The following is a 17813-nucleotide window of genomic DNA, read 5'->3' as shown; positions in this document are numbered from 1 at the left end:
TCATACTTTTAAGATTTCTCAAGAAATTAGCAATTTTATGTTTTAATTTGTCGAATTGATGAGATGAATATACTTTATTATGGACCACAGCTATTCATGTTTTAGTAATGTGACGAGTATTTGAAAAAGTGTTCAATTAAATAATTATTTGACAGTATCAATACATTCAAAACAATACAAATGATTATTTTTATGCACGCCATTTAAAAAGCTATTTAAACAAAAAATATCTCTATGGCAATTCTCACATTGACCAATTAATTCTCTCATTTAAATGCCTCCTCGACCATTTTATTTACATGAATGTCCATAGTTTCTAAAATTGGAATATTAAAATCACTATTATCAAAAAGCATTTGTAATTCTGTACATCCTAAAATTACGCTATCAATATTGTCTTCTTTTGTCATTCGACTAATGATTTTTAGAAAATCTTCTTTAGTTTCTTGTTTTACAATACCATTTTCCAACTCATCAACAATTTTTTGGTGTATTAGTTGTTGTTCATTCTCATTAGGTACAACAACATGCTTATTATTTTTAGTGAATTGCTTTTTGAAAAAATCATGTTCCATTGTAAATTTAGTTCCTAAAAGACCTAATGATTGTAAGTTTTCTTCATTTGCCCGTTCATAAGTTGCATCTACAATACTGATCATTGGTACACTTACCATTTTTTTAATGTCATTAAATACTATATGTGGTGTATTTGCAGCTATAATTATAAAATCTGCACCAATATCTTCTAATTTTTTTGCTGCATTTCCTACATAGTTTGCCAAATCTTCCAATTGATTGTTGTTAATATATTCAAAAATATTATACATATTAATGCTATTAATAAATAATTCGGGCAGTGTTTTTTTACTATTTTTTCTGTCTTGATATTTATGAATAAAAGATTGGTAATAGTCCACTGTTGATTCAGGTCCGAGACCTCCAATTATACCTACATTTCTCATCTTAATTCCTCCAATAACCGTCAAAAATTAAATTCAAACGATATTATATATTTAATCAGTTATTAAATTGTTACCCGAATAATTTAATTTCAATGATATTTAAATATTTGAAAGTTTATATTTTATTAAGCAGAACGTTTGTTTTTGCTATTATTTAGATAAATAATAAAGACAAGCTTAAGCAAGCAATTTGTGATCATAAATAATAATTAAAAAGTGGTGTAGATATGGAAGATAAAGGTTTAGAAGAAAAAGTAAATGATCTCATCTCAAATAATTTTGTCAATAATGTTGAGGAGAAAAAAAGACAGATGAATCTTGCAATGGAAAGTGTGAGAAACATCATAGAATTATGTGGAGATGATCCTGAAAGAGATGGTCTCATCGATACCCCTTATCGTTTTATTAAAGCTTTTTTAGAATATACAGAAGGGTATAACGAAGATCCTAAAACACATTTAACAAAAACGTTTGATGTTAAACAAGACGACATGGTTTTGGTCAAGGATATAGAATTCTATTCAATGTGTGAACATCACTTTGCACCTTTTTACGGTGTTGTTCATGTTGGTTATATACCTAATGAAAAGGTAACTGGATTATCAAAAATTGCTAGAGTAGTCGAAGGATATGCGAGAAGATTTCAAGTACAAGAAAGATTAACAACTCAAATTGCACAAGCAATCAATGAGGTGTTAGAACCTAGAGGTGTCATGGTAGTGATTGAAGCCAAACATATGTGTATGTGTAGTCGAGGTATCAAAAAAGAACAATCTTCTACAATCACTTCAGCTGTACACGGGTTATTTCATAAAAATTATAATACAAGAAATGAATTTTTAACTTTAATCAATAAATAATTAGAATAAGGTGTGTAATTATGTGTAGAAAAGTAGCCTTAATTACTGGTAGTGCAAAAGGTTTAGGTAAGAAAACAGCGCTTGATTTAGCTGCTAATGAAATTGATATAGTTATTAATTATCGGAAAAGTAAGGCAGAAGCACAAAAATTAGTTGACGAAATTAAGCAAAAATTTGGTGTGAATGTTATTGCCATCCAAGCAGACGTATCAAAAATAAAGGATGTAAAAAATATGATTGAATCAATTATGTCTACTATGGGGCGCTTAGATATTTTAATTCATAATGCAGGACCATTTATTAAAGATAAGCAAACCATTATTGATACTTCTTATGAAGAATGGAATGCCATGGTTGATGGTAATTTAAAAAGTTTTTTCATTTTAGTTAAAGAAGTTGTCCCTATTATGAGGAAAAATAATTGGGGGAGAGTTATAACAATTGGTTTTGATCAAAGTCAAAATATACCAGGTTGGATATATCGAGGTGCTTATGCGGCAGCAAAAACAGGCGTCTTATCATTAACACAAACTTTATCAAAAGAAGAAGCCCGTTTCGGAATAACATTTAATACGGTTTGCCCAGGCGATATTTTAGGTGATGATAAAGAAAGAAATATAGCTGAGCATAAAAGAAATGACTTATCTCATTTTGAGATTCCAAGAAAAGAATATGGTGAGGATATTTCTCGTGTTATTAATTTTCTTTGTGAAGAAAAATCAAGTTATATAACAGGTGCAACAATCTCTGTCACAGGTAATCATGATGTTATCAATAAGTATAATTTATAAAGAGGTGCTTTAATTATGGATGATAATGTTGTAATTGTAGGTGGATCTATAGCAGGTATATTTGCAGCAAAAGAATTAAGAAAAAAAGGGTATCAAGGTGGCATTAAAATTGTTGAAAGCGAGGAACGATTGCCATATGATAAACCTCCTTTGACGAAAGAGTGGATGCAAGACAATGAAAATACTGCTATACCTTTATTAGAAAAAGAAAATTTTTATGATGACAATAATATAGAAATTGTCTTAAATACTAAAATTATAAATATAGACACAGATAAAAAACAGTTACTTACAGAAAGAAATAAAATTATAAATTATGACAAACTCGTATTAGCTACTGGTGTAAAAAATAAGAAATTAAATTATTCAAATCAAAACTTGAACATTCATTATTTATCTAACTTTTTAGATGCATTGAGCATTAAAGAGGAAGCAAGCAAAGAAAAACAAGATATTGTTATTCTGGGTGGAGGATTTATTGGATTAGAACTAGCAGCGAGTTTAAAAAATTTAAACCATAATGTAACTTTAATTTCAAGATCTGAATATCCATTGAGTAAAATTATTGGTAATCAAGCTGCTAAATATATTAAACAACTTCATGAAAAAAATGGTATTAATTTTATGACAAACGACACTATTAAAGAAATTGAAGGAAAAGATACCGTTAAAAAGATTACAACTGCTAATAATTTAGAAATTCAATGCAATATCTTGATAGCAGGTATCGGCACATTCTTTGAAGAAATAAGAAATCAAGGTGTGGAAAAATTAAATACAAATAATCAAGGCTATATTGTAAATGAATATGGTCAAACGAACATTAAAGATGTTTATGCGATTGGAGATTGTGCGGTTTGGCCTTATGACAATCAATTAATCAATGTTAAACATTGGGAGAATGCATTTAACCAAGGCAAGAATTTAGCTAAGAATATAATTAATAATAACACTTCACCATTTAAAATAATTCCTTATTTTTGGTCTGATCAATATAATGACTCTTTTGAATATTTGGGTCATATAAAAAATTGGAATAGAAGTGAAATTGAAGGAAACATTGAAAATGGAACATTTTCAATCACATATTATGATCAATTAGATAAACCACAAGCTGTGTTTTTCACTAATGGTTATAAAAATAAAAAGGAAGTACAAGATTATCTTATAAAAAATAAAGCATAAAATTAGGAGTAATCATAATGACTAATAATTTCACAAACTATGGTAGTTTAGCTAAGCAATTAGTAGCTTTAATAGAAGATGAAGTAGAACCTATTACCATTTTTTCTAATATCTCATCTTTACTTTATTCAAATTTACCAAATGTAAATTGGCTAGGTTTTTATTTTATAAAAAATGAAGAATTATTATTAGGTCCTTTTCAAGGGCAACCAGCTTGTTCACATTTGAAATTAGAATCTGGTGTATGCGGAGATGCTGTAACACAGCGTAATTTAATAAACGTAGAAGATGTTTACGAATATCCGAATCATATATTTTGTGATTCAAACAGTAAATCAGAAATCGTATTACCTATATTTGTGAATAATACGATAATTGGAGTATTAGACATAGATGCACCAACGATTAATCGTTTTAATAAAAATGATGAAGTAAATTTACAAAATATAGTAGAACTTATAGAGAAAAAATTAGCAAAAATAGATTTAAGTATCATGACAGACGTATCTACCAATTTTATTAAAAAATAAGGAGTATATAAAATGAGTTTACGAATGAATTATGAGGAAATTGCCTCAGATAATATTGAATTAATGTATGAAATGGAAAAATTATTGAAAAAAATACAATTGATAACAAGTTGCAAGAATTAATAAAAATAAGAGTTTCTCAAATAAATGGCTGTGCATTTTGTTTAAACATGCACACTACAGATGCTAGAAAACGAGGTATAGACGAAAAGAAAATTTATTTATTAAATGCTTGGGAAGATACTAATATATACAACGATGCTGAAAAATTAGCACTAGAATTAGCTGAACACGTTACGTTAATTTCTAATCATAAAGTTCCGAAAGAGCTCTATAATCGCGTTCGTGAAAAATACAGTGAAAAGGAATATGCTGATTTAATATTTACAATTGCACAAATTAATACATGGAATAGAATATCTATATCTATGGGAAATGAATACAATGTTTAAATCAAAGGAGTGCACAATATGTCTATAAATAATCAAGTTGCGATTGTTACAGGATCCGGTAGAGGCCTAGGTGCTGCTATTGCAATAAATTTAGCAGAAAAAGGTGTCAATATTGTTTTGAATTATTTAAATGATGAAAAAAGTGTTGAAAATGTTCAAGAAAAAATTAAAGATTTAGGTTCCAACGCTATTATTGTACAAGCTGACGTTACAACCATTGATGGCTCGCAGCGTATAGTTAATGAAGCATTAAAATCATTTGGTACTGTTGATATTTTGGTGAACAATGCTGGTCCATTATTTAGACCAATGTCAATTGAAGACATGACTTGGGAAGATATGTCTAAAAATTTAAATGAAGATATGGGCGCAGCCTTTAATATGACAAAAGCTGTTTTAGGTACTATGAAACAAAATCATTATGGTCGTATTATTTATATAGGATCATTATCTAGTGAAAAACCGTCAAATAACGTAGCACATCATGGTAGTTCTAGAGCTGCAATAAGTACTTTTTCAAAGTATGTAGCACTTGAAATGAGTGAATATGGTATCACTTCGAATGTTGTTGGTCCCGGTATGATAGAAACAGATCGAACTAAATCACAAACCAAGATTATTAAACGTATTGCCGAAATAACACCTGCTAAAAGAATTGCTAAACCAGAAGATGTTGTGCGTGCAGTTAACTTTTTTGTGAATGACGATGATGGCTTTTACACAGGACATTACTTCCCTGTGAGTGGTGGATTACACTTAAAATAAAAATGGTTTTAAATTTAACATTCAAATACTCACAGCCTTATTATAGCTTTAGCTGTAATGAGTTTTTCAATTGTAAAATATATTTTTAACTATAAAAAAAGTTTTAAAGAAGGTTTAAAATGAACTTTTACGACAGAAATGGTAATGCTACAGCTTATACAGAAGATAATACACATGTTTATCTATTTAATGGTAAAGCAGTCGTTTATTTTCAATGTAATAAAGTGTATGGCTTTAATGGGAGTCATTTAGGTTGGTTTGAAAATGGATGGATAAGAGATTTAAAAGGTAAATGTGTAATGTTTAGCTCGAAAGCATCTGGTGGTCCAATAAAACCTATTAAAAACAAGGCTCCTGGAAAAAATATAAAAGAAGATATGCCAATTAAAAAGAATAGAAAGCAAGTTAAAATTAAAAATATATATCATATAGCTTGGTCACGCTTAAGTGGCATAGATTTTTTATTACAAGGTGTTTGAAGAATGACTTTTTTTAGTCATTCTTTTAAAACAACTGCTTGCATATGTTGTTCATTTTTAGCACAAAATAACTAGATTATATTACTGTTATTTTGTGTTATTTTTTAATATCTTTTTGCACCTTTATTATCATGATTTTTTGAAGGCAACTTTATAAATATTACAATCTAAATTAACTACTTCTATAGAAATACCACTAGCTCCGATGCTATCTATTAATATACGAATACTAGAATCATTTTTAGAAGCGCAAATTCGCACTAATTTTATACGTATAACATTTCTACCAAACACTTGATTTTACAAAAATAATTTAAATAGTATGCTAAAGATAGGTTTTCAATAATATATTAAAACGATAATAAATATGTTAGTAATTTATTTGAATAAGGTGATTTAATATAATGATTTTGTCTTAATCTATCTTAAATTACTATTAAGGAGAGATTATATGTTAACAAATGAAGAAATCAAAATAATTAAAGAAACAGTGCCACTTCTAAAAGATGAGGGACAAAATATTACCTCTATTTTTTATAATATGTTATTTGAAGAGCATCCAGAATTAAAAAACGTATTTAACCAAACGAACCAGAAGAAAGGTTTACAATCTTCAGCACTAGCTATGGCTGTTTTAGCTGCAGCTGATAATATTGATGATTTATCTCCAATTGTTCCGGTTATCATGCCAGTGGTCTACAAACATTGTGCGTTACAAGTTCAACCCGAACATTATCCGATTGTAGGTGAAAATTTAATTTGAGCGATTCAAGAAGTAACTGGATTGACGGATGATAGTGAAATTATTCAAACATGGATTAAAGCTTATCAAGCAATCGCAGACGCATTTATTGGCTTAGAAAAAGAAGTTTATAGCCAAATGGCTTGGGAAGGATTTAAACCGTTTGAAGTCACTGATATTAATAAAGAAACAGAAATCATTAAATCATTTACGATTCAATCAGAGGATATTGATTTAAGTCAATTCACGCCAGGTCAGTATATTACTGTAAATATTTCAAATAAGAAATTACCTTATCAGGCTAAAAGACATTATTCCATTGTAGATGGAAATCGTGATTATTTAACATTTGGCGTGAGAAAAGATTTTACCGAAGAACATGAGGGTGAAGTTTCAACGATTTTACATGACGAAGTTAACATTGGAGATACATTAGAATTATCTGCGCCGGTAGGTGGTTTTGGTTTAGTAAATAAAGATAAAAAGCAATTACTCTTAGGTTCTGGCGTAGGTGTAACACCACTTGTTTCAATGTATAGAGAAGCTGTTGAATCTAATGCGGCTGCTACATTTATTCAGGTAACTTCAGATAGCGATAATATTGCTTTTGAAGATACACTTAAATCAATTAACGCAAAATCAGAAGAAAGTGTATTTCATGTTCATTTACGTGACGAGGATGGTTATATAGAAAAGAAAGATTTAGAGGCATATCTTGATGATGAGACTGAAATTTATATTTGTGGTGGAAGTTCATTCTTAAATTCAATGATGTTAAATTTACAAGCACTTGAAATTCCAGAAGAGCGTATTCATTTTGAAGCATTTGTTCCAAGATTAAGTTTTTCTGTATAAAAATAATACTTTTTGAACATCATATGCGATGATGATTAGAAAAGTTTATGAAAAAATGAAAAAGTGTATGCAAACAGCGTCAGCTAGTAAAAGGCGTCAATTTCTATTGAAATTGACGTTTTTTTATTATGAATAATAATTTTAAAAATTCTACATAACTTAAGGAACTGAGTTACTAAATGATCGCTATATTTAGTGTAAATGTATTCGTTTCACATGGAACAATTTTATTAATATTAGATTAATCATTAATAAATTAGAATTTTCTAAAATTTCATTGACTAAACACGAGTGTAATGCTAGGATTAATACAACTCAAATACATATGATTAACTCTTATTTAGAGAGGCGGAGGGACGTGCCCGATGAAGCCCAGCAACCATCGTTTAACGAAATGGTGCTAATTCACAGAAAGTAACAAATGATTACTTTCGAAGATAAGAGAAGGTGCGTACTTTCTCTTTATTTTATTAAGAGAAAGTATTTTTTTACATAATGAGTGAATTTTATTTTTAGATAAAGCTAAGGAGAGATGTTATGAAAAAGGTCATTAGTTTAACAGTTTTAGTATTTTTTGCTGTAATACTCGTAGCATGTGGTTCGTCCAAAGATAAAGAGAATAAAAAGATCACAATTGCTACATCACCAGCACCTCATGGTGAAGTTCTGAAACATGCGAAAGATGAAATGAAGAAAAAAGGGTATGATTTAGAAATTAAAGTTGTTAATGATTATAAAGTACCCAATAAACTTTTAGATAAAGGTGACGTAGATGCAAACTTCTTTCAACATGTACCTTATTTAAAGGCTGAAAGAGATGACCATAATTATAATATTGAAGAAGTAGGGAAAGTTTTTACAACGCCAATGGGTGTATACAGTAAAAAATATAAAGATATCAAAGATATTCCGAATGGTTCTACAATTTATGTTTCTAATAATCCGGCAGAAGAAGGACGTTTCTTATCATTTTTCGTAGATAAAGGGTTAATAAAAATTAAAAAAGGTGTCAAAATTGAAGATGCCAAATTTGAAGATATTGTAGAAAACAAAAAGAATCTCAAGTTTAACAATAAGCAAGGGGCAGAATTTTTACCTAAAACTTATAAAAGTAAAGAAGGCGCAGCTGTAATCATGAATTCTAATTACGCGATTGATAATGGCTTAACGCCACACAAAGAGGCTATTGCAATAGAAGGTAAATCATCACCATTTGCCAATATTGTTGCAGTTCAAAAAGGGCATAAAGATGATAAAAAGTATCAAACATTACTAAAAGTTTTACAATCTGAAGATATGAAAAAGTTTATTAAAAAAGAATATAATGAAGATGTTATACCGTATGAAAAATAAAAACATTGATTTATGAATATAAGTTTTAACAAACAGAGGAGGTATGGTTACACATGTCTAAGTTAGGAATTGTCGGACTTGGTAGAGTAGGCAGTCAAGTATTGACAGACGTTCAGTATTTGAATTTATTTTCAGAAATTGTATTGATTGATAGTAAAGAAGAAATTGCAAGTGGTGAAGCGCTTGATCATAATCATTCACAAGGGTTGTTTAATACAAGTCATGTAAGAATTAAAGCCGGCGCGTACCAAGATTTAGCTGACGCAGATTTTATAGTTATTGCTGCAAGTATACAAACAGATAAAAATGATGGTGACCGAACATTATTGGCACAAGATAACCATGACATTATAAAAAATGTGATGAAGCAAATTGCTGAAGTTACGCAAGAAGCAATTATTATTTTAATTTCTAATCCTGTAGATTCGATGGTATATTTTGCCAATCAAGTCAATTATCCATCGCATAAAATAATTGGAACGGGTACAGCATTAGAAAGTTCAAGGTTTAAAACTATTGTTGGTCAGCATTACCAAATTGATCCTAAAAATGTTGAAGCGTTTGTTATTGGTGAACATGGTCAGTATGCAGTGCCTGTATGGAGCAAAGTACGTATTCACGGTATGGAATTATCAGAGTATGAAGCTTTAAGTCAATCACCAGCGATTGATAAGGCACATATAACGTCTATTATAAATGAAGTTTCAATGGATGTTTTTTATCAAAAAGGGTGGACCAATGCAGCTATTTCCAAGGTGACGACTGCTTTGATCCAAGCGATTGCTTTAAACCAGCGTACAATTATGCCATTGACATCAATCAGTCAGGAATATGGGTTAGATGATGGTGCGTATAGTTTACCGACATTAGTTGCCCAGTATGGCATTGTCCAAAGGTATCCTATAGCATTGGATGAGCAGGAAGAACAACAGCTCATTGAAGCATATCAATATATCAGACAAACAATTAATATAGCACAAAAATAAGATCATTTAATATAGAGTGAGGAACATCAGTGTCTCATAGTATAAAAAATGGCAATTTCTAGATTTTATATAGAAATTGTCATTTTTTTATTTTGTACTCACATTTTTGTTTTATCATTTCATCAAAGATATCTTAGTGTGACTTCTTGCTTTAATGTGAGGGTATGGCTACAATGTATTTAAATATTAATATTGAATTTAATAAAAATTCAAACGATTAGAAAGCGCGGTGCAATCATGTTGGTAAGACATGCTAAACTTATTAGGTTATTGTTAAATAACAGTAATCATTATCTAAGCGCAGATGAAATAGCAAGTTATTTAAATGTTTCAAATAGAACAGTGAGAAATGATATTAAATACATTAATAGCGAAATTATAAATCACTTGATTACAAGTGTTAAAGGTAAAGGGTATAAACTCAACCATGACCATTACGATGAGACTGAATTAGAGACATTGGTACATTCGTTTTTAACGAAAGAAAATGAAAAATTAATGAAACTCGGTTACGAATTATTAATGTATCAAAAACCAAATACAATTGATCAAATAGAATCAGAATTTATGATTACAAAAACGGAAGCTTATGATTATCTAAATAGAATAAAGGCTTGGTGTGCGTCCTTTGATATTAATGTAGATGTCATTAAGAAAAAAGGTGTTACTGTAGTAGGTAATGAAATGAATATCAGAAATACGATATTACATTTAAATCAATTATCTAATAAGGAAAAGACAGTAGAAGCTTTTATACTTAATGAAATACCTCAAGCGCACATTAAATCTATCTGTTATATTATAAAAAACAGATTAGAGCAACATCATTTGTTTACTTCTGATATGCGTATTCAACAATTACTTATTCATTTGATTATTATTATAAAAAGAAAAAAACAAGTGAAGATTCATGGGTGATAAATAAAGAGTCTGAAGAAATAGCAATGCAATGTATAGAGGATATCAATCAAAAATTAGCTTATGGTTTATCTAAAGATACAGCTAAATTATTTTCTTTTTTTATTAGCTATTACTTTAATAAATATGATTTGGGAATAGAAACGCTCTTTGTCGAAAGCTATGTAGTGCGCATGATTAAGCACATGGAAAAAATAGTTGGTATCAATTTTACCCAAGATAATATTTTACGTGAAAATATTCAAGCACACTTTAGTAGAGCGTATTTGCGTATTGCTAAAAATGTATATATCAATAATCCATTAACTGATGAGATAAAAAAATACTATCCCTTTGTTTTTAATGCATTATATGAAACTGTAAAATATCTGGAGAAAGATTCAAAACTAAACTTAGTAGAAGATGAGATTGCCTTTTTAGCATTACATTTTCAATCGTCCATTGACCGTAATAAAAAAGATGAAGTTAACGTTGTGATCACTTGTTATTATGGTTTAGGAATATCTAGTTTGTTGGAAGTGAAAATTGCGAATTTAGATAATCATATAAATATTGTTGATACTTTAAAATTAGAGCGGGTGTCTCATTACAACTTTTCAAATATTGATATGTTGATTACCACGCACCCCATTAATACAAAGGATTTACCAGATACATTACACGTGATAGAGGTATCTCCTTTGCTTTCAGATAATGACATAAATCAAATTAAATCATTTATTAATAGTAAAAGAAATCCTGTGTTAAAGCAGGATGAAATATCTGCAATTCAATTTGATGTTCAAAAGATGACAGATGACATAACTGTAACCCATGTTTTTGAAAAAGCACAATCACTTTTAATGAAACAACATGCTATTACGGAAAGTTATATGAAGAGTGCATTGGAACGTGAAAAATATGCTTCAACATATATAGGGAATGGTATTAGTATGCCACATGGTGACCCTGACAAAGTGTTGCGTTCACAGGTTATTATATTTAAATGTCCTCATGGCTTACTATGGAAACAAAATAAAGTAAAATTAGTATTCTTTTTAGCAATTGCTAATTCTGAAATTTCAGCAATGAAAAAAATAATACATGTGATCGCTGATTTAAATGACTATGATGTCGATTATCTTATGACTATGGAAACGCAGCATCTAAAACAATACATTATAAATTTAATCAAAGAATAATTGCCACTAGCAACGGCAATTATTCTTTTTAACTATTTTAGAAAGCGTTTACAATTAAAAGTGAGGAGGATGAAATGATGAAAATATTAGCGATTACATCGTGTCCAAACGGTATAGCGCATACTTATATGGCACAAGAAAAGTTGGAACAAGCTGCTCAAGAAATGGGCGTAGATATAAAAGTAGAAACTCAAGGTGGCGTTGGGGCAGAAAATGTTTTAACATCAAAAGAAATTAAAGAAGCGGATGGCATTATCATTGCAGCAGATAGACAAGTAGATTTGTCACGTTTTGATGGGAAATTAATCATAAATGAAAGTGTTCGTGAAGGTATTCATAAACCGAAAGAATTAATTCAACGTATTATTGATAAAGATGGACATATTCATCATGATCGTAACGGGGATACGAATCAAAAAGATGATGAACAAGATCAAAAAAGTGGGATGCAAATGGTCTATCAACATTTAATGAATGGGGTATCATTTATGGTGCCTTTCATTGTAGTTGGTGGTTTATTGATGGCCATTGCCTTAACTTTAGGTGGGGAGGCTTCATCGAAAGGTTTAGTTATACCAGATGATTCTTTTTGGAAATCTATTGAAAATATTGGTTCTCTAGCATTTAGTTTTATGGTTCCAATATTAGCTGGGTATATCGCAGTTAGTATTGCAGACAAACCTGGTTTAGTACCTGGTATGATTGGTGGCGCAATCGCAGCTGACGGTAGCTTTTATGGCAGTGATGCAGGAGCAGGCTTTTTAGGTGGTATTGTTGCAGGATTTATCGCAGGCTATATTGCAAAATGGATAAAAAATATTAAAGTACCTAAAGCGATGGCACCTATTATGCCAATTATTATTATTCCAATCATCTCTTCATTGATTGTCGGATTAATTTTTATATTCTTGATTGGCGCACCAATTGCGAGCATTTTCGAAGGTTTAACAACTTGGTTAAAGAGTATGCAAGGGACAAACATTGTTATTTTAGCATTAATTGTTGGGGCAATGATTGCTTTTGATATGGGTGGTCCAGTAAATAAAGTAGCATTTTTATTTGGTTCAGCTTTAATCGCAGAAGGCAACTATGCTGTTATGGGAATGGTTGCAGTTGCGGTATGTACACCCCCTATTGGTTTAGGATTGGCTACATTTATTAATAAGCGTAAGTTTAATAAAGGCGAAATTGAAATGGGTAAGGCATCATTTACCATGGGATTGTTCGGTATTACGGAAGGTGCTATACCATTTGCCGCACAAGATCCGTTTAGAATTATACCATCCAATATGATTGGTGCGATGGTAGCTGCTGTAATTGCTGCAATTGGTGGTGTAGGTGACAGAGTTGCGCACGGTGGTCCAATTGTTGCAGTGCTGGGCGGTATTGATCAAATATTGTGGTTCTTTATAGCAGTAATCATTGGCAGTATCGTTACAATGAGTGTAGTTTTAATCTTAAGAAGACAAACACCATCACTTGCAGTTGATACGAACAATATTGAAATGGGTATGGATCAATCAGAAAATGAAGATGAAACAGCAAAAAATAATGCATCTATGACGGATAATCAAGCATTAGAAGAACAAAGTGTATTTAGTGAAGAAGTCATTCATATTTCAGAACAAACTTTATCCAGAGATGAAGCGATAGATCAATTAATAGAATATTTAAATGAACAAGGTTATATTACAGATCAATCACAATTAAAATCTGATGTCTTAAAGAGAGAGATGGAATCAACGACAGCTATTGGGATGAACGTAGCCATTCCGCATGCAAAATCAGATGCGGTTAAAGCGCCAATTGTTGCAGTTATGAATAATAAGCAAGGCGTGAAATGGGAAAGTTTAGATGGAACATTACCTCAATTGATATTCTTAATTACTGTACCAAGTGATAGTAGTGACACACATCTTAAATTATTACAAAGATTATCGAGAACTTTGATGGATGATGAGACTAGACAAAATTTAATAAATGCAACAAATAGTAAACAGATTTATAATATATTAAAAGATATTTAAGTGGAGGTATCATGCAATGCCATTATTTTTAAAACCCGTATTTCAAGAACGTATATGGGGTGGAACTGCTCTAAAAAGATTTGATTATCAAATTCCAAGTGAGTATATAGGAGAATGTTGGGCAATTTCGGCACATCCAAATGGTACAAATATAATAGAAAACGGAAGGTATCAAGGTAAGACGCTAGAAGAAGTGTGGAATGAAGATAAAGCACTCTTTGGTGTCTCAGGTAACGCTAAATTTCCATTGTTAACTAAAATATTAGATGCAAATGATAAATTATCAGTACAAGTTCATCCAGATAATGCCTATGCTCAAAAGTATGAAGGTGAATATGGTAAAACAGAATGTTGGTATATTTTAGATGCTCAAGAAGATGCTGAAATTATTTATGGTGTTAACGCTAAAAACCAAACTGAACTAAATGATATGATAGACCAACAACAATTTGATGAGTTATTTCATAAAGTTAAAGTGAAAGCTGGAGATTTTTTCTATGTGCCTGCAGGTACGGTACATGCTATCGGTGAAGGTATTTTAATACTAGAAACACAACAATCTTCTGATACAACATACAGAATTTATGATTATGAGCGCACAGACACCAATGGTAACCAACGAGAGTTACACTTAGAACAAAGTAAAGCAGTGATCAACCTTGCTGCTACTTCACCAAATACAACACCCAAACAAGAAGTAGTGCAAGGGCAAACGTATACGCAATTTGTTTCAAATGATTTCTTCACGGTTGAACGTTGGATGATCGATGGTATGTTAAATTATGAAAAACCAAGTGCGTATTGTCTTGTATCCATTGTTGAAGGTACTGGTAATGTAGAAACGAATGATGAAGTGTATAAACTAGAAAAAGGAACGCATTTTATATTAACAACAGAAGATCATGACATAGCATTTAACGGAGATATGACAATGATCATAAGTTATGTATAATGTTTAAGAGGTGAGATGAATTGATTTGTGTTAAGACAAATTAATTTATTCTACACCTCTTTTATCTATAATCGAAGCAATAATATGAATGATGGAGTGTATGGATATGTTGAAAATATGTGCAGATATAGGTGGTACGAAAACCATTGTAGGGCTTATAAATCAAGATTTATCAGTGATAGATAGTCAAAAATTCGAGACAGAAGTCAATCATCCAGAGGTAGAATTTACAAAAATTATTAATATAGCGAATGAATTCAGCAAAAAATATAATGATGTAGCACAAAACACGTTAAACATTGCGATGCCAGGACCTTGTGATTATACAGAAGGATTGTTTTTGAATCCGCCTAATCTACAGAAGTATATTGGTTTTAACGCCGGTGATTATATAAAGCAGCAAAGTGCATTTCAACCACATTTCGTAAATGATACTGATGCAGCAATCTTAGCGGAATATCAATATTTAAAATCAGAAGTAGAAGATGTCATATACTTAACAATTAGCACAGGTATAGGGATGGCTTATGTAAGAAATGGTCAACTCGTTACAGGCGTCGATGGTAATTTTGGAGAAATTGGTCATACTATCATTAAAAATAATAGCGATTATCAATGTCCAGTGTGCCATCAGTTTGGATGTGTTGAAAATGAACTATCAGGCTTAGCAATCAGTCGTAAAGCGAGCGATATTTTACAAAGAACTGTAAGTACTAGAGAAGCAATCGACATCTATATGAATAAAGAAAATGAAAATATCAGTTGTATGATGGAAGAAGTAGTGTTACTAACACAACAACTGTGTACGAATTTATTTAATATATTTAATGTATATCATATTATTCTTGGTGGCGGTGTTACACAAAGTGCATTACCGTATAAAGAAAACATTGAAGCATATGCACAAAAGCATCATTTGATCCAAAACAAACCATTTCATATTAAGGTGAGTGATTTAGCATCAAATGTGCTAACAGGTCTTTATTATGTAAATGAACAATAAAAAAGTTTGCTGATTCATAAAAATAGCGAGTACCTGAAGTGATTTAATGGCAGTTTCAGATGCTCGCTATTTTTGATGACTAAAATAATGAAGTGGATTTATAGTCTGTTGCGCTTAATTAAAATATATTTTCGTATGTTTAATGATTTAGATAATTGATCAGAAAGTAATAGTCCTAATGCAATAGAACCTGCAATTAAAATTGCTCGTATAAAGGTATTGGTAGCATCTGTGAAATTTAAAGTAACCAATTGTTGTGTCGCTCTAAAAGCGATGCTTCCTGGGACAAGTGGAATGATGCCAGGAATCATAAAAAGTACAACGGGCGCTTTGAAAATACGGCTCATGATATGTGCAAGTAAACCTAAAGTTAAGCTGCCAAGCAAACTGGAATATATACTATCCATTTCAAAGGATTGTTCTAAAATGTAGCTGACAAAATAGCCCATTGAACCAGCAAATCCAGCTGGAAAAAATAATTTTTTAGGGGCATCATATATCACATTAAAAAAGTATGATGCGCTAAAGCTACATAAAAAAGTAAATAAAATTGTCATCATGTGACCTCCTAAAAAATTAAGTAAGCGATCGCAATACCTGAACCAATTGCAAAGGCAATAACGAGTGCTTCTAAAAATTTTGCTGTGAACATTAACATGTGCCTACTAAACAAGTCTTGTATCGCAGTCGTTATCAGTACACCTGGCACAATCGGCATAACGGATGCAATCATAGCTGGTCCAAAAGATTTATTGACTTGAAACAATTCTGAACCAAATATAACGATAGTACCTAAAATAAATGAACCTACAAATTCAGGTATAAACATGGTTAGTGATTTACTTTGCATATATTCAACGATTAGAAAACCTATGGCACCAGCAATAATCGTAGTAATTGCATCAGACCAAGTCCCACCTTGTAAGTATAAAAAACTTAACGAAATAATGCCTGCAGCAATCACTTTTTTCCATAGTGGAATACTTAAATTGGATCTATCAATATTTTTCAACGCTTCAAAAGCTTCTTCTATAGAAAGTTGATTCCCTGTGAGTTTACGTGAAATGTTGTTTACTTGGAATATTTTAAGTAAATTAGTACTGTTTTTATCAATGCGCAAAATTCGAGTATCGTGTTCTTCACTTAATGAAAAATTGATAAATACATTAATGACATACCCTTGGCTATTATAATAGCCCATACAGATGGCTATTCGTCTCATTGTATCTTCAACCCGAGAAACTTCTGCGCCAGATGATAATAAAATTTTACCAGCAAGCAATATTACATTCATCGTTACTTTATCTTTGTAGTTATCCAAAAGTGTACCTCCGACTTGATAAATAATTATTATTATTATCCCAATATTAATATGTAATTTCAAAGAGAATTTATTAAATTTACAGAAGAAAGAACAGTGTGTATAGACAACGTTAGTCTTCGGGTTGTCTGAGGTCACCCTCGCGAAGTGTCTAAAATATGGATGCTTAGCAAACTGAAGTTCAAAGATTTACAAGAGTTAAATAAGAGAAGTATTTACATGAAAAATGTTGTATTTGTATGCTTTACAAATAGACATTATGCTGTTGAAGAAAACCAACTGTCCCAATTTCTTTTAACATTTAATTGGCAATTAAAGTCCCACTTCTCATATTATTTGAGGCAGTGGGACTTTGCATAAGCTTTAGTTCAAAAAATATTTGTTAATCACCTTTATTCAAGGAGATGATATAGTTGTTTGGAATGATTTAGATTTCTGTTTTCTGTTCTAA

General features: G+C 30.8%; 17 protein-coding genes, 2 pseudogenes and 1 riboswitch. Of the genes and pseudogenes, 15 read left to right on the top strand and 4 right to left on the bottom strand.

Annotated features, from left to right (window positions below; translation table 11 throughout):
• Nucleotides 1-144: 144 nt before the first annotated feature.
• Nucleotides 145-270: a hypothetical protein gene (locus CD032_RS13450; protein WP_019469004.1), complete on the bottom strand. Its 126-nt coding sequence runs from the start codon at nt 268-270 to the stop codon at nt 145-147.
• On the bottom strand, nt 267-962 hold the full coding sequence (locus tag CD032_RS08770; RefSeq protein WP_019469003.1) for an aspartate/glutamate racemase family protein: 696 nt from the start codon (nt 960-962) through the stop codon (nt 267-269). The genes CD032_RS13450 and CD032_RS08770 overlap by 4 nt, the downstream gene beginning before the upstream one ends.
• Before the next feature lie 227 nt (nt 963-1189).
• On the opposite strand from CD032_RS08770, the gene folE reads away from it, so the two are divergent.
• The 15 genes and pseudogenes from folE to CD032_RS08700 all read left to right on the top strand — a co-directional run bounded on the left by folE (nt 1190) and on the right by CD032_RS08700 (nt 16041).
• Nucleotides 1190-1822 carry a GTP cyclohydrolase I FolE gene (folE, locus tag CD032_RS08765; RefSeq protein ID WP_019469002.1) on the top strand — a complete coding sequence of 211 codons (633 nt, stop codon included), beginning with the start codon at nt 1190-1192 and terminating at the stop codon, nt 1820-1822.
• Nucleotides 1823-1842: 20 nt separating this feature from the next.
• On the top strand, nt 1843-2613 hold the full coding sequence (locus CD032_RS08760) for an SDR family oxidoreductase (protein ID WP_019469001.1): 771 nt from the start codon (nt 1843-1845) through the stop codon (nt 2611-2613).
• A 15-nt stretch (nt 2614-2628) separates the two neighbouring features.
• Nucleotides 2629-3798, top strand: coding sequence for an NAD(P)/FAD-dependent oxidoreductase (locus tag CD032_RS08755; protein WP_019469000.1), 1170 nt, complete (start codon nt 2629-2631; stop codon nt 3796-3798).
• Nucleotides 3799-3815: 17 nt separating this feature from the next.
• Nucleotides 3816-4328, top strand: a complete 513-nt coding sequence (locus tag CD032_RS08750) for a free L-methionine (R)-S-oxide reductase MsrC (protein WP_019468999.1) — start codon at nt 3816-3818, stop codon at nt 4326-4328.
• Between the two features lie 12 nt (nt 4329-4340).
• A pseudogene (locus tag CD032_RS08745) lies at nt 4341-4780 on the top strand (carboxymuconolactone decarboxylase family protein).
• Between the two features lie 18 nt (nt 4781-4798).
• On the top strand, nt 4799-5545 hold the full coding sequence (locus CD032_RS08740) for an SDR family NAD(P)-dependent oxidoreductase (RefSeq protein ID WP_019468996.1): 747 nt from the start codon (nt 4799-4801) through the stop codon (nt 5543-5545).
• A gap of 119 nt (nt 5546-5664) precedes the next feature.
• The gene (locus CD032_RS08735; RefSeq protein WP_040030280.1) at nt 5665-6024 is read left to right on the top strand and encodes a 4-fold beta flower protein; all 360 of its coding nucleotides are present in this window, start codon (nt 5665-5667) and stop codon (nt 6022-6024) included.
• 451 nt (nt 6025-6475) lie between these two features.
• Nucleotides 6476-7621 (top strand): annotated as a pseudogene (locus CD032_RS08730) (globin domain-containing protein).
• A 333-nt stretch (nt 7622-7954) separates the two neighbouring features.
• Nucleotides 7955-8065: riboswitch (SAM riboswitch) on the top strand.
• Between the two features lie 93 nt (nt 8066-8158).
• On the top strand, nt 8159-8974 hold the full coding sequence (locus tag CD032_RS08725) for a MetQ/NlpA family ABC transporter substrate-binding protein (RefSeq protein WP_019468992.1): 816 nt from the start codon (nt 8159-8161) through the stop codon (nt 8972-8974).
• A 53-nt stretch (nt 8975-9027) separates the two neighbouring features.
• Entirely contained in the window at nt 9028-9960 is a 933-nt protein-coding gene (locus CD032_RS08720) for a lactate/malate family dehydrogenase (protein WP_019468991.1), read from the top strand.
• 237 nt (nt 9961-10197) lie between these two features.
• On the top strand, nt 10198-10878 hold the full coding sequence (locus CD032_RS13445) for an HTH domain-containing protein (RefSeq protein WP_231912211.1): 681 nt from the start codon (nt 10198-10200) through the stop codon (nt 10876-10878).
• Nucleotides 10875-12059 carry a BglG family transcription antiterminator gene (locus CD032_RS13440; protein ID WP_230621620.1) on the top strand — a complete coding sequence of 395 codons (1185 nt, stop codon included), beginning with the start codon at nt 10875-10877 and terminating at the stop codon, nt 12057-12059. Before CD032_RS13445 ends, CD032_RS13440 begins: the two co-directional genes overlap by 4 nt.
• A 77-nt stretch (nt 12060-12136) precedes the next feature.
• Entirely contained in the window at nt 12137-14086 is a 1950-nt protein-coding gene (locus CD032_RS08710) for a PTS fructose transporter subunit IIABC (protein WP_046467638.1), read from the top strand.
• Between the two features lie 16 nt (nt 14087-14102).
• Complete coding sequence (manA, locus tag CD032_RS08705) at nt 14103-15038, top strand: mannose-6-phosphate isomerase, class I (RefSeq protein WP_019468988.1); 936 nt, start codon at nt 14103-14105, stop codon at nt 15036-15038.
• 106 nt (nt 15039-15144) lie between these two features.
• Entirely contained in the window at nt 15145-16041 is an 897-nt protein-coding gene (locus tag CD032_RS08700; protein WP_019468987.1) for an ROK family protein, read from the top strand.
• Between the two features lie 98 nt (nt 16042-16139).
• On the opposite strand, the gene CD032_RS08695 is transcribed toward CD032_RS08700, so the two are convergent.
• Together CD032_RS08695 and CD032_RS08690 are read right to left on the bottom strand one after the other, a co-directional pair.
• Nucleotides 16140-16598: a threonine/serine exporter family protein gene (locus CD032_RS08695; RefSeq protein ID WP_019468986.1), complete on the bottom strand. Its 459-nt coding sequence runs from the start codon at nt 16596-16598 to the stop codon at nt 16140-16142.
• Between the two features lie 11 nt (nt 16599-16609).
• Nucleotides 16610-17362 (bottom strand): threonine/serine exporter family protein, encoded by a 753-nt coding sequence (locus tag CD032_RS08690; protein WP_019468985.1) that lies wholly within the window; start codon nt 17360-17362, stop codon nt 16610-16612.
• Between the last annotated feature and the right edge of the window lie 451 nt (nt 17363-17813).

The sequence above is a fragment of the Staphylococcus cohnii subsp. cohnii genome, assembly GCF_002902365.1.
GTDB classification, from domain to species: domain Bacteria; phylum Bacillota; class Bacilli; order Staphylococcales; family Staphylococcaceae; genus Staphylococcus; species Staphylococcus cohnii.
This window is presented reverse-complemented; position numbering and strand designations above follow the sequence as displayed.